The following is a 13,070-nucleotide window of genomic DNA, read 5'->3' as shown; positions in this document are numbered from 1 at the left end:
CCCGCGACGACGCCGAGGCCGAGGGCGTCCTGCTCATGCTCACCTCGGGCTGGCGCAGCGCCGAGGATCAGCAGGAGTTGGTCGACCAGGCGCTCAGGACCTCCGGCGATCCCGCCGAGGCGCACCGCCGGGTGCTGCCCCCCGACGTCTCCGCGCACGTGCAGGGCACCGCGATCGACGTCGGCGGCACCGAGGGGGCGCAGTGGCTCGGCGAGCGCCAGCAGGAGTACGGGCTGTGCCGGACCTACGCGAACGAGGTCGGGCACTTCGAGCTGGTGGGCGCGGTCGGCGACCCGTGCCCGGACATGTGGCCGGACGCGTCGCACGGCTGGGACTAGCCGAGCTCCAGCGCCGCCAGCAGCGAACGGAAGCGCGGGTGCGTGACCACCTGCTCCAACGGCACCAGCCGACCCGACCCGTCGGCCAACGGCACCTTCCAGTTCGGGTACTCGGTGTCGGTGCCGGGCTGGTTCTGCGCCCGTCGCTCCCCCACCGCGTCGGCCAACGACACCCCGACCAGCACCGAGGGGGTCCGCCGCACGTAGCGGTGCAGCGCCTCGACCACCTCGCGCTCGCTCGGGTCCGATCCGATCAGGCCCTGGTCGCGCAACGCGGCGAGCACCGCCGCACGTTCGGCCCGCGCCTGGGCCCGCACCACCGGCACCGGCTCGGTGAGCAGCCCCAACCGCTCGCGCAGCGCGACGTGCTCCTCGGCCAGGTAGCCGGCGGTCGGCGGGAGGTCGTGCGTCGTGACGGTGCTCAGGGCCAGCCGCCGGTAGTCCTCGGGCCGCAGCGGACGTCCGTCGTCGTCCTTCTCGAACCAGAGCACCGAGGTGCCGAGCACCCCGCGGTCGGCCAGCAGCTCCCGCACGCCGGGCTCGACCACGCCGAGGTCCTCGCCGATCACCACGGCGCCGGCCCGCTGGGCCTCCAGCAACAGGATGCCCAGCATCGCCTCCACGTCGTAGCGGACGTAGGTGCCGGTGCCCGGTGCCTGCCCGCGCGGGATCCACCACAGCCGGAACAGCCCCATGATGTGGTCGATCCGGACCGCACCCGCGTGCCGGAACACGGTGCGCAGCAGCTCCCGGTACGGCCGGTACGCCACCCGGGCCAGTTCCGCGGGGTGCCACGGCGGCTGGGACCAGTCCTGGCCCTGTTGGTTGTACATGTCCGGCGGCGCGCCGACCGACGCGGCACCGGCCAGCACCCCGCCCATCGCCCAGGCGTCCGCGCCGCCGGGGTGCACCCCGACCGCGAGGTCGTGCATCACGCCGACCGCCATCCCGGCCTCGACGGCCGCGCGCTGGGCGTCGCCCAGCTGCTGATCGCACAGCCACTGCAGCCAGCAGTGGAAGGCGATCCGGTCGGCCAGCTCGGTCCGCGCCCGCTGTGCACCCGGGGCGCTCGGGCCGCGCAGGTCCTCCGACCACGGCCCGGGGCCGTCCCGCTCGACCAGGGCGCACCACAGCCCGAAGTCCTCCAGCCCCTGCCCCTCGCGACGACGGAACGCGGCGAAGGCCTCCTCCCGCGCGGCGGTCCGCGGGACGGCGAACAGCACCTCCAGCGCCCGGCGCTTGGCCGCCCACACCGCGTCCCGGTCGATCGGCCCGTCGTCGGCGTTCAGCGCCAGCGCCGGTTCGGCCGCCCACTCCAGCAGCGCCCGGTCCGCGGCGGACAGGTAGCCGACCTCGGCGACGTCCTCCACCCGCAGGTAGAGCGGATTGATGAACCGGCGGCTGGTCGGCAGATAGGGCGACGGCGTCAGCGGGGACACCGGCTCGGCCGCGTGCAACGGGTTGATCAGCAGGAAGTCCGCACCCCGGGTCCCGGTCAACCAGGCCAGGTCGGCCAGGTCGCGCAGATCGCCGAGGCCCCACGACTCCCGGGACCGCACCGAGTACAGCTGGACCATCAGACCCCAGCGCGACCGCCGGGACACCGGCTCCGGCAGCTCCAGGCGGTCGGGAACCACGGCCAGCTCGGCGTGCGCGTCCCCGCTCGGCCCCGAGGTCCGCACCCGGTGCCAGCCCAACGGCAGGTGCTCGGGCAGCACGAAGGTCGCGCGGCCGACCCGGCGGCCGTCCACCTCGCGCGGTTCCACCCACCGGTCCGCCTGGGCCAGGTCCACCGAGCCGCCGGACTCCAGCTCGATCCGCGCGGTCACCGGATCCCCGTCCGTCACGTGCACGGCCAGCTCGCCCCGGTCGCCCTGCCGGTGGATCACCACCGGGGGCAGCACCCGGCGCCACGGGTCGTCGTCGACCTCGCGCAGCGCCACCTCGATCCGCTCCGGGGTCCGGGCGTCCACGCCCAGAGCGGCCAGGACGGCGATCAGGGTGTCCGCCGTCGCCTCGGCGCGACCGCCCCCGAAGGTGTCGAAGGCGGTGTCGACGCCGTGTGCCCGCGCCAGCGCGTGCAGGGATGACAGCTCAACTGCGTGCTCCACGTCACAATCCTGCCATGCCAGGGGGACACCTAGGGTGATCAGCATGGATTACCCCTCCGCGCGCCGCCTGGACCTGATCGACGACCTGCACGGGCGCCCGGTCCCGGACCCCTACCGCTGGCTCGAGGACGCCGCCGCGGCGGAGACCGAGGCCTGGTCCGCCGCGCAGGACGGGCTGTACGCCGAGCACCGCGAGCGCCTGGCCGCCACCCTCGGCGACGGCCCGCTGTCCACCGGTCCGCTCACCGCACGGCTGAGCGCGCTGATGGCCGCCGGATTCGTCGGGACGCCCGCCTGGCGCGGCCAGCGGCGGTTCTTCGGCCGACGCGCCGGGGACCAGGAGCACGCGGTGGTCGTGGTCGCCGACTCCCCCGACGACGCGGAGGGCCGGGTGCTGGTCGACCCGATCGCACTCGATCCGGCCGGGACCACCACCCTGGACGCCTGGCAGCCCAGCAAGGAGGGGCACCTGCTGGCCTACCAGGTCTCGCACGGCGGCACCGAGGAGAGCGTGCTGCACGTGCTGGACGTGGCGACCGGTGAGCTGGTGGACGGCCCGATCGATCGCGCCCGGTACTCGCCGGTGGCCTGGGAGCCCGGCGGCGAGGCCTTCTTCTACGTCCGCCGGCTCGCACCCGACCTGCTGCCCGAGGGCGAGAAGCAGTACCACCGGCGGGTGTGGCGTCACGTGGTCGGCACCGATCCCGCGACCGACCTGGAGGTGTTCGGGGACGGGCTGGACCTGACCAACTACTACGGCGTCTCGGTGTCGCTGGACGGCCGGTGGCTGATCGTCTCCGCCTCCGCCGGCACCGCACCGCGCGCCGACGTCTGGATCGCCGACCTGCACGCCACCGGGCCCGGCGCACCGCCGGAGTTCCGGGAGATCGCGGTCGGCCACGACGCGGAGATCGGCGCCTGGGTGGGCCGGGACGGCCGGCTGTACGTGCACACCACGCTGGACGCGGACCGCGGGCGCCTGATGGTGGCCGACCCGGAGCAGCCCTCCGTGCCGCACTGGACCACGCTGCTGCCGGAGGACCCCGAGGCGGTGCTGGAGGATGTCGCTCTGACCGACGACGTGCTGCTGGTCTCCCGTCGTCGGCACGCGGTGAGCGAGCTGTCCGTGCACGACCTGACCACCGGGGCGCGCACCGGTGAGGTGGCCCTGCCCGGGCTGGGGTCGATCGGCGGCCTGGTCACCCGGCCCGAAGGCGGTCATGAGGTGTGGTTCGGCTACACCGACCACACCACGGTGAGCACCGTGCACCGCTACGACACCACCAGCGGCGCGCTGACGGTCTGGGCGACCCCGCCGGGCACCCTCGCCGGCCTGCCGGACGTCCGGGTGCGACGGGTGATCGCGACCAGCGCGGACGGCACGCCGGTGCGCGCCTTCGTGGTGGCCCGTGCCGACGCCCTGGACGAGCAGGGCCGGCCGCTCCGCCCGGCGCCCGCGGTGCTCTACGGCTACGGCGGGTTCCAGATCAGCCTGGACCCGGCCTACTCCGCGACCACGCTGGCCTGGGTCGAGGCCGGTGGCGTGTACGTGGTCGCCAACCTCCGGGGCGGCGGCGAGGAGGGCGAGGCCTGGCACCGGGACGGCCGGCGCGAGCGCAAGCAGCACGTCTTCGAGGACTTCCAGGCGGTGGCCGAGCTGCTGATCGCGGACGGCTGGACGACGCCGGCGCAGCTGGCCTGCTGGGGCGGGTCGAACGGCGGTCTGCTGGTCGGCGCCGCGCTGACCCGGCACCCGGAGACCTTCGCCGCGGTGATCTGCTCCGCTCCCCTGCTGGACATGGTCCGCTACCAGCGGTTCGGGCTCGGGGTGACCTGGACCGACGAGTACGGCGACGCCGACGACCCGGAGCAGCTGGACTGGCTGCTCGGCTATTCCCCATACCACCACGTCCACGAGGGCACCGCCTACCCGGCCACCCTGTTCACGATCTTCGACGGCGACACCCGGGTCGACCCGCTGCACGCCCGCAAGCTCGCGGCCGAGCTGCAGGCCAGGACCGGCGGGGACGCCCCGATCCTGGTCCGGCGGGAGAAGGGGGTCGGCCACGGCGGCCGCGCCCTGTCCCGCACGGTGGCGCTGTCGGTCGAGCAACTGCAGTTCGTGGCGGTGCACACCGGACTCGCGGGTTAGCGTGGTGCCGATGCTGCCCTTCTCCACCGAGTCCCCCACGCCCACGCCCGCCCCGTCGCCCGAGTCCACCCCGTTGGACGCAGGCGAGGCCGTCAGCCACACCTGGGACTGGCTCACCGGCCCCGGCCTGCGGATCGCCATCATCGTGGTGATCGGCATGGTGGTGCTGCTGGTGGTGCAGCGGATGATCCGCTCGACCACCGAGCACATCGCCGACGGCAGCTCGTTCCTGCAGCGCGGCATCGTGCGCGGGGCCGAGATGGGCGGTGCGCTGCGCAAGGTGAGCCCGGTCGCGACCGCCCGGCGCACGCAGCGCGCCCGCACGATCGGGTCCGTGCTGCGGTCCACCGCGGCGATCGTGATCGGCACCATCACGGTGTTCCTGGTGCTGGACCAGGTCGGGGTGAACCTCGCGCCGTTCATCGCCTCCGCCGGTGTCGTCGGCGTGGCGCTCGGCTTCGGCGCGCAGAGCCTGGTGAAGGACTTCCTGACCGGGCTGTTCATGCTGCTGGAGGACCAGTACGGCGTCGGCGACGTGGTCGACGTCGGCCCGGCCATCGGCACCGTGGAGTCGGTCGGCCTGCGGGTGACCAAGATCCGGGACAGCGACGGCGTGCTCTGGTACGTGCCGAACGGCTCGGTGCTCCGGGTCGGCAACAAGACCCAGGGCTGGTCGAACGCCGTGGTCGAGGTGAAGGTCGACTACTTCGTCGACCTGGACCAGGTGCAGACCCTGCTGGAGAAGGCCGCCGCGGACGTGGCGAAGGACGAGGAGCTGCGCACGGTGATGGAGGGCAACGCCACCGTCACCTCGGCGGAGGACCTGGCCTTCGACGCGGTGACCATGCGCCTGGTGCAGCGCACGGTCCCGGCCAAGCAGTGGAAGGTGTCCCGCGCGCTGCGCGAGGCGGTGCGCCGCGAACTGACCGGGGCGGGGATCCCGCTGGCCGGGCAGCGGGAGGCGCTCACCGCCTACCAGGAGGAGCGCCAGACGCAGGAGAGCCCCCGGACACAGGACAGCCCCGGCGATCACGAGGATCCCGGGGCCGGTCGCTCCTGAGTGCGGTGCCCTGAGTCAGGGGGTCAGCGCAGACCCTCCAGCTCGGCGGCGAGGTTGTCCGCCTCCGGGCCCACGATGACCTGGACGATGCGACCGGAGCGCACGACGCCGAACGCACCGGTCTGCTTCAGGGCCGCCTCGTCGACCTGCTGCGGGTCGGTGACCTCCACCCGCAGCCGCGTGATGCAGGGCTCCAGGTCGACGACGTTGCCGTTGCCGCCCAGCGCCGCCAGGATCTGCTCTGCCTTGCTCAACTCGGAACCCCCGAACCCTTCGATAGTCGCCTTCGCTGGGCTCAGCCTAAGCCCGCGACCGGCCGGACCACCCCTCGGGCGGGTGCGACACTCGACACTATGACCTCCGACGACCCCACCTCGTTCTACGCGGCCGTCGGCGGCCACGACACCTTCGTCCGGCTGGTCGACCTGTTCTACCAGGGCGTGGCCGAGGACCCGGTGCTCGCGCCGATGTACCCGGAGGAGGACCTGGGGCCGGCCAAGGTGCGGCTGACCCTGTTCCTGGAGCAGTACTGGGGCGGGCCCACCACCTACTCCGAGAAGCGCGGCCACCCACGGCTCCGGATGCGGCACTCACCCTTCGCGGTGGACCTCGACGCCCGGGACCGCTGGTTGCGCCACATGCGGGCCGCCCTGGACGCGCTGGACCTGGCCCCGCTGCACGAGGCGATGCTCTGGGACTACCTGGAACGCGCCGCTCATTCGCTGGTCAACACCCGCTCCATGCCATCCTGAGCCGTGTGACCGACGCATCGACCTCTCCCACCCCCGCCGACACCCTCGCCGCGCTGCTGGCCGTCCTCGACGTCTCCCCCGCCGGTGAGCGCGGGACGGAGTTCACCGCCCACAGTCTGCCCAAGCCCGGGGGGCGGGTGTTCGGCGGCCAGGTCATCGCGCAGGCGCTGATCGCCGCCGGGCGCACCGTGCCCGAGGGCCGCCTGCCGCACTCGCTGCACGGGTACTTCCTGCGTCCGGGCGACGTCGCCACCCCGATCGACCTGTCGGTGGAGACGCTGCGCGACGGACGGTCGTTCTCGGCCCGCCGCAGCCACGCCGCCCAGGACGGGAACGCGATCCTGTCGATGATCGCCTCGTTCCAGGAGCGCCAGGAGGGCATCGAGCTGACCGAGCCGATGCCCGAGGTCCCCGCGCCGGAGGACGTGGAGTCCGCGATGGACCGGATGGGACACATGGACCACCCGGTCGCCCGGTTCTGGACCCACGAGAGCGCCTTCGACGTCCGGCACGTCGGCGGCTCGATCTACCTCGGGCCGGAGCCCGCGAACGCCGACGGCGGCCAGCAGGTGTGGATGCGCACCCGGGCCCCGCTGCCGGACGACCAGGTGCTGCACCGCGCCCTGCTCGCGCACGCCTGCGACCAGATCATGCTGGAGCCGGTCCTGCGCCGCGCCGGGCTGTCCTGGCTCACGCCGGGCCTGTCGGTGTCCAGCCTGGACCACGCCATGTGGTGGCACCGGGACGTGCGGGTCGACGACTGGCTGCTGTTCGACCAGCGCAGCCCCAGCGCCCAGGGCGGCCGCGGGCTCGGGGCCACCCGGGTGTTCGACCGGGACGGTGTGCTGGTGGCCTCCATCGCCCAGGAGGGCATGGTCCGGATCCCGGACTGACTCCGGTGGCGACCCGACCACGGGCGATGCAGGGTATCGCCCGTGGTCAGACTGCGACGGGTCCGGATCGACTCCCCCGGCTGGACCCGGCGGCGTGCCGGGCGGGGGTTCCAGTACCTGGATCTGGAGCGCCTGCGGATCACCGAGCTCGAGCACCTGGAGCGGATCACCGCGCTGGCCATCCCGCCCGCCTGGCAGGACGTCTGGATCAGCCCGTGGCCGAACGGTCACATCCAGGCCGCCGGACTCGACGACGCCCGGCGGCGCCAGTACCTCTACCACGCCCAGTGGCGGCTGCGCCGCGACCGACTCAAGCACGACCACGTGCTGGAGGTGGGCCGCCGGCTGCCCGCGGCCCGGCGCTCGGTCCGGCGCGACCTGGCGCTGCCGGGCTTCCCCCGCGCGAAGGCGCTGGCGCTGGCGTTCCGGCTGCTCGACCTGGCCTACTTCCGGGCGGGCGGCGAGGGCTACGCCCAGCGCAACGGGTCCTACGGGCTGGCCACGTTGCGCCGCGAGCACGTCGAGGTGCTGGACGAGGGCCGGGTGCACTTCCTCTACCCCGCCAAATCGGGTCAGGTACGGGACGTGGTGGTGGAGGACGCCCAGGTCGCCGAGCTGATCGGCACCCTGCTCCGGCGCCGGGGCGGCGGGCCGGAGCTGCTCGCCTGGCAGGACGACGACGGGTGGCACGACATCGTCTCCGCGGAGGTCGGTGCGGACGTCAAGCACCGGCTGGGCGACGACGCCTCGCCGAAGGACTTCCGCACCTGGCACGCCACGGTGCTCGCGGCCCGCGCCCTGGCCGACGCCGGCCCCGCGCCGAAGGCCGAGCGTGCGCGGCGCACGGTGATCACCGCGATGGTCAAGGACGTGTCCACCGAGCTCGGCAACACCCCGGCGGTGTGCCGGGCGTCCTACATCGACCCGCGGGTGATCGATCTGTGGGAGCACGGCACCGCGATCGCCCCCACCCGGTCCCAGGCCGTCGGTGAGAAGCGGACGCTGGAGCTGCTGGCCTGACCCGCCTGCGGGTGCGCCACCGGTGATCCGGCCGCAGACTGCCGGGATGGCAGACCCGCACCCCACGACCGACCAGCCCGACGACCGGGAGACGTCCGGGGACGCCCCCGCGAACGAGGATCTGCTGCCGCACCCGGTCGCCGACACCCTGCCGCCCGCACTCGTGCCCGCTCCGGGCCCGGACGCCCCGCTGATCGCCGTCACCGGGGTCACCGGCTACGTGGGCGGACGCCTGGTCCCCGAGCTGCTCGCCGCGGGCTACCGCGTCAGGGCTCTCGCCCGGCACCCCGAGCGCCTGCGCGGTCGGCCCTGGTACCCGGACGTCGAGGTGGTGCGGGCCGACGCCTCCGACGCCGAGCAGACCCGGGACGCCCTACAGGGCGCGGACGTCGCGTACTACCTGATCCACTCGCTCGGCACCGGTCGCCGGTTCGAGCAGCGGGACCGGGACACCGCCCGCTCCTTCGGCCGCGCGGCCCGGGAGGCCGGGGTCGGTCGGCTGATCTACCTCGGCGGCCTCGCCCCCGAGAACGAGGAGCTGTCCCCGCACCTGGCCTCCCGTACCGAGGTCGGCGAGATCCTGCTGGACAGCGGGGTCCCGACCGCGGTGCTGCGGGCGGCGGTCATCCTGGGCTCCGGATCGGCCTCGTTCGAGATGATGCGCTACCTCACCGAGCGGCTGCCCGCCATGACCGTGCCGCGCTGGGTCGACAACCGGATCCAGCCGATCGCGGTCCGGGACGTGCTGCGCTACCTGGTCGGCGCCGCGGCGCTGCCGCCCGAGGTCAACCGGGCCTTCGACATCGGCGGCCCGGAGGTGCTCACCTACCGCGACATGATGCAGCACTACGCCCAGGTCGCCGGGCTGCCCCGACGGCTGATCGTCAAGGTCCCGGTGCTGACCCCCCGGCTGTCCAGCCACTGGGTCGGTCTGGTCACCCCGGTGCCGAACAACATCGCCCGGCCGCTGGTCGAGTCCCTGGTGCACGAGGTGGTCTGCACCGAGCACGATATCGCCGAGTACGTGCCGGACCCGCCGCAGGGGCTGATCGGCTTCGACCGTGCAGTGCGCCTCGCCCTCACCCGGATCCAGGAGGCGGCGGTGAGCACCCGCTGGTCGTCGGCCGGGGTGCCGGGGGCGCCGAGCGAACCCCTGCCCACCGACCCGGACTGGGCGGGCGGGTCGCTGTACGTCGACGAGCGCAGCGTGCGGGTCGAGGCGTCCCCCGCGGCGCTCTGGCGGGTGCTGGAGACGGTGGGCGGTGAACGCGGCTGGTACTCCTGGTCGCTGGCGTGGCGGGTCCGCGGCCTGATGGACCGGCTGGTCGGCGGCCCAGGACTGCGTCGCGGGCGCCGGGACCCGCGCCAGCTGCTGGTCGACGACGCGGTCGACTTCTGGCGGGTGGAGGAGGTCGTCCCCGGCGAGCTGATCCGGCTGCGGGCCGAGATGCGCCTGCCCGGGCTGGCCTGGCTGGAGCTGCGGGTGCAGCCGGTCGAGGAGGGCGGTTCGAGCGACTGGACGACGCCGCCGACGGTCTACGCGCAGCGCGCCGTCTTCCACCCCCGCGGGCTGGCCGGGCAGCTGTACTGGTGGTCGGTGTACCCGTTCCACGGCGTGGTGTTCGGCGGCATGCAGCGCAACATCGCCCGCGCGGCGGAGTCGGCGGAGCGCGCGCGCAGCGATCGGTGAGGCGCGACGCCGGTCAGCGGTGCCCACGGCGAGCTGACGGCACCGGTGAGGCGCGGCGCGGGTCAGCGGTCCCCACGGCGAGCTGATGGTGATCGGCGCGGGCCGGTGGCCGCCGACCGCTCCGGCGTCGGCACCGGTCAGCGCGTGCGGCCGCGGAACCGCACCGGCTCCTCGACGTAGGGCGACCACGCGGTGCGCTCGACCTCGCCGAGCCGGCGCGGGCGACCGGTCCGGGCATCCACCAGCACCACCGTGGTCTCGGCGCGGGCGTACACGGTGCCGTCCTCGCCGGGGTCCTTGACCTCGTAGCAGACGTCCATGCTGGCGCCGCCCAGGTGGCCGAGCCACATCTCGACGATCACCGGCGAGCGACGGTAGGCCAGCGGCGCCAGGTACTCGATCTGCTGCCGGGCGACCAGGGTGGAGGTCTCCGCCCCGGGCCCGGCGTCGATCACGGCGGTCGGCCACGGCTGCCGCTCCGCGTCGTCCACCGAGGGCGGGCTGGCCCAGAACACCTCGATCCGGGACTCCTCCAGGATCGTCAGCATCGCCACGTTGTTCACGTGCGCGTAGGCGTCCACGTCGGACCAGCGCAGCTGCACCGGCACCCGCAGTCGGGCCATGGTCGTCCTCTTCTCGGACATGACGCCGGGCGCGTCCCGTGAGGGGGACGCGCCCGGCATCGGTGGATCAGTCGCGGGTCAGCTTGCGGTACGTGACCCGGTGCGGCCGCGCCGCGTCGGCGCCGAGGCGCGAGACCTTGTTCTCCTCGTAGGAGGCGAAGTTGCCCTCGAACCAGTACCAGGCGGACGGGTTCTCCTCGGTGCCCTCGTAGGCCAGGATGTGCGTCGCCACCCGGTCCAGGAACCACCGGTCGTGGGAGACCACGACCGCGCAGCCCGGGAACTCCAGCAGGGCGTTCTCCAGCGAGCCGAGGGTCTCGACGTCCAGGTCGTTGGTGGGCTCGTCGAGCAGCAGCAGGTTGCCGCCCTGCTTGAGGGTCAGCGCCAGGTTCAGCCGGTTGCGCTCACCGCCGGAGAGCACCCCCGCGGGCTTCTGCTGGTCCGGGCCCTTGAAGCCGAAGGAGGCCACGTACGCGCGGGACGGCATCTCCACGTTGCCGACCTTGATGAAGTCCAGCCCGTCCGAGACCACCTCCCACAGGGTCTTCTTCGGGTCGATCCCGCCGCGCGACTGGTCGACGTAGGAGATCTGCACCGTCTCGCCGACCTTCAGGTTGCCGCCGTCCAGCGGCTCCAGCCCGACGATGGTCTTGAACAGGGTGGTCTTGCCCACGCCGTTCGGACCGATCACGCCGACGATGCCGTTGCGCGGCAGCGTGAAGCTCAGGCCGTCGATCAGCACCCGGCCGTCGAAGCCCTTCTCCAGGTCCGAGGCCTCCAGGACGACCGAGCCCAGACGCGGGCCCGGCGGGATCTGGATCTCCTCGAAGTCGAGCTTCCTGGTGCGGTCCGCCTCGGCGGCCATCTCCTCGTAGCGCTCCAGACGGGCCTTCGACTTGGTCTGGCGGCCCTTGGCGCTGGACCGGACCCACTCCAGCTCGTCCTTCAGGCGCTTGGCGAGCTTGGCGTCCTTCTTGCCCTGCACCTCCAACCGGGCCTGCTTCTTCTCCAGGTAGGTGGAGTAGTTGCCCTCGTACGGGTACAGGCGCCCGCGGTCGACCTCGCAGATCCACTCCGCGACGTGGTCCAGGAAGTACCGGTCGTGGGTGACGGCGAGCACGGCGCCCGGGTAGGAGGCCAGGTGCTGCTCCAGCCAGAGCACGCTCTCCGCGTCCAGGTGGTTGGTGGGCTCGTCGAGCAGCAGCAGGTCGGGCTGCTCGAGCAGCAGCTTGCACAGCGCGACCCGTCGGCGCTCACCACCGGAGAGCACCTTCACGTCGGCGTCCGCGGGCGGGCAGCGCAGCGCGTCCATCGCCTGCTCGAGCTGGGCATCCAGGTCCCAGGCGTCGGCGGCGTCGATCGCCTCCTGCAGCTCGCCCATCTCCGCCATCAGCGCGTCGAAGTCGGCGTCCGGCTCGGCCATCAGGGCGGAGATCTCGTTGAAGCGGTCGATCTTGCCCTTGATCTCGGCGACGCCCTCCTGGACGTTGCCCAGGACGGTCTTCTCCTCGTTCAACGGCGGCTCCTGCTGCAGGATGCCGACAGTGAAGCCCGGGCTCAGCCGCGCCTCGCCGTTCGAGGGCTGGTCCAGCCCCGCCATGATCTTCAGGATCGTCGACTTACCGGCACCGTTCGGGCCGACGACGCCGATCTTCGCGCCGGGCAGGAAGTTCAGCGACACGTCGTCGAGGATGACCTTGTCGCCGTGCGCCTTCCGCGCCTTGTACATGGAGTAGATGAACTCAGCCAACGCTCTTCGTCCGCCTCGGGTGGTGTGGGGTCAGGGTCGGTGTCCGGGACCCGGGTCGCCTCGCGGTGCGGGCAGCACCGCCGACGCCCCGGTTCGGGCCGCGGTGACCCAGCCTAGGCGATCACCGCGGCCACGTCCCGGCCCGGCCCGTCGGAGCCGGGGCTCAGGCACCCGCCGCGAGCGGCACGACTGGAGCGTCGTCGTCCTCCTCGTCCGGCTCCCGCCCGGGCACCGCGTGCAGCGCGATCGCCTCGGCGAGCTCCGCCTCCTCCACCTCCGGCGAGCGCGGCGCCTCGCGCCCGGTCCGGCTGAACCGGCTCGAGCCCCATCGCAGATCGGGCCCGATCGCGTCGGCGTACACCACCGCGCTCGAACCGGAGCGGCCCTCGGCCCCTTCCCAGTCCTCGATCCGCAGCATCCCGTGCACCACCACCGGATCGCCCTGGCGGAGGCTCTCGGCCACGTTGAGCGCCAGCTCCCGGAAGGACTTCACCGTGTACCAGCTGGTCGGTCCGTCGGTGACCTCGCCGGTCGTGCGATCGACCTGCCGACCGGTGTGCCCGATCCGGAACTGGGTGTACGGCACCGGGTGCTCACCCTTGCCCGGGTAGAGCTTCGGATGGGTGCCGAGCCAGCCCGCGATCGTGACGTGCGGGTCTCTGCCTGCCATGGTTCCTCCTC

At 73.3% G+C, this 13,070-nt stretch carries 12 protein-coding genes; 7 read left to right on the top strand and 5 right to left on the bottom strand.

The window, feature by feature from the left end:
• A partial coding sequence (locus OGL89_RS11075) for a D-alanyl-D-alanine carboxypeptidase family protein (RefSeq protein WP_263120152.1) occupies positions 1–338 on the top strand: 338 nt, incomplete at its 5' end.
• Here the strand turns inward: OGL89_RS11075 and malQ are convergent.
• Entirely contained in the window at positions 335–2,449 is a 2,115-nt protein-coding gene (gene malQ / locus OGL89_RS11070) for a 4-alpha-glucanotransferase (protein WP_263120151.1), read from the bottom strand. The two genes, OGL89_RS11075 and malQ, sit on opposite strands and share 4 nt — an antisense overlap.
• 43 nt (positions 2,450–2,492) lie before the next feature.
• Between malQ and OGL89_RS11065 the strand changes: the two genes are divergently transcribed.
• Complete coding sequence (locus OGL89_RS11065; RefSeq protein ID WP_263120150.1) at positions 2,493–4,601, top strand: prolyl oligopeptidase family serine peptidase; 2,109 nt, start codon at positions 2,493–2,495, stop codon at positions 4,599–4,601.
• Positions 4,602–4,611: 10 nt separating this feature from the next.
• A complete protein-coding gene (locus OGL89_RS11060; protein ID WP_263120149.1) occupies positions 4,612–5,661 on the top strand; it encodes a mechanosensitive ion channel domain-containing protein in 1,050 nt (349 codons plus the stop codon).
• A 23-nt stretch (positions 5,662–5,684) separates the two neighbouring features.
• Here OGL89_RS11060 and OGL89_RS11055 read toward each other — a convergent pair whose 3' ends face one another.
• Entirely contained in the window at positions 5,685–5,939 is a 255-nt protein-coding gene (locus tag OGL89_RS11055) for a PTS glucose/sucrose transporter subunit IIB (protein WP_263120160.1), read from the bottom strand.
• 75 nt (positions 5,940–6,014) lie between these two features.
• On the opposite strand from OGL89_RS11055, the gene OGL89_RS11050 reads away from it, so the two are divergent.
• The 4 genes from OGL89_RS11050 to OGL89_RS11035 are packed head-to-tail and all read left to right on the top strand — an operon-like array spanning position 6,015 to position 10,016.
• Entirely contained in the window at positions 6,015–6,413 is a 399-nt protein-coding gene (locus OGL89_RS11050; protein ID WP_263120148.1) for a globin, read from the top strand.
• A 53-nt stretch (positions 6,414–6,466) separates the two neighbouring features.
• Positions 6,467–7,306: an acyl-CoA thioesterase II gene (locus tag OGL89_RS11045; RefSeq protein ID WP_263120159.1), complete on the top strand. Its 840-nt coding sequence runs from the start codon at positions 6,467–6,469 to the stop codon at positions 7,304–7,306.
• Between the two features lie 42 nt (positions 7,307–7,348).
• Entirely contained in the window at positions 7,349–8,326 is a 978-nt protein-coding gene (locus OGL89_RS11040) for a DNA topoisomerase IB (RefSeq protein WP_263120147.1), read from the top strand.
• 46 nt (positions 8,327–8,372) lie between these two features.
• Positions 8,373–10,016, top strand: a complete 1,644-nt coding sequence (locus tag OGL89_RS11035) for an SDR family oxidoreductase (protein ID WP_263120146.1) — start codon at positions 8,373–8,375, stop codon at positions 10,014–10,016.
• 137 nt (positions 10,017–10,153) lie between these two features.
• Here OGL89_RS11035 and OGL89_RS11030 read toward each other — a convergent pair whose 3' ends face one another.
• The 3 genes from OGL89_RS11030 to OGL89_RS11020 all read right to left on the bottom strand — a co-directional run bounded on the left by OGL89_RS11030 (position 10,154) and on the right by OGL89_RS11020 (position 13,059).
• Complete coding sequence (locus OGL89_RS11030) at positions 10,154–10,639, bottom strand: thioesterase family protein (RefSeq protein ID WP_263120145.1); 486 nt, start codon at positions 10,637–10,639, stop codon at positions 10,154–10,156.
• 67 nt (positions 10,640–10,706) lie between these two features.
• The gene (ettA, locus tag OGL89_RS11025) at positions 10,707–12,389 is read right to left on the bottom strand and encodes an energy-dependent translational throttle protein EttA (RefSeq protein WP_263120143.1); all 1,683 of its coding nucleotides are present in this window, start codon (positions 12,387–12,389) and stop codon (positions 10,707–10,709) included.
• Between the two features lie 163 nt (positions 12,390–12,552).
• Positions 12,553–13,059 carry a single-stranded DNA-binding protein gene (locus OGL89_RS11020; protein ID WP_263120142.1) on the bottom strand — a complete coding sequence of 169 codons (507 nt, stop codon included), beginning with the start codon at positions 13,057–13,059 and terminating at the stop codon, positions 12,553–12,555.
• Positions 13,060–13,070: the final 11 nt, after the last annotated feature.

Source organism: Cellulomonas sp. RIT-PI-Y, assembly GCF_025642745.1.
In the GTDB taxonomy this organism is placed as follows: Bacteria; Actinomycetota; Actinomycetes; order Actinomycetales; family Cellulomonadaceae; genus Cellulomonas.
The sequence above is the reverse complement of the archived record's forward strand: the minus strand, read 5'-3'. Positions and strand labels throughout refer to the sequence as shown.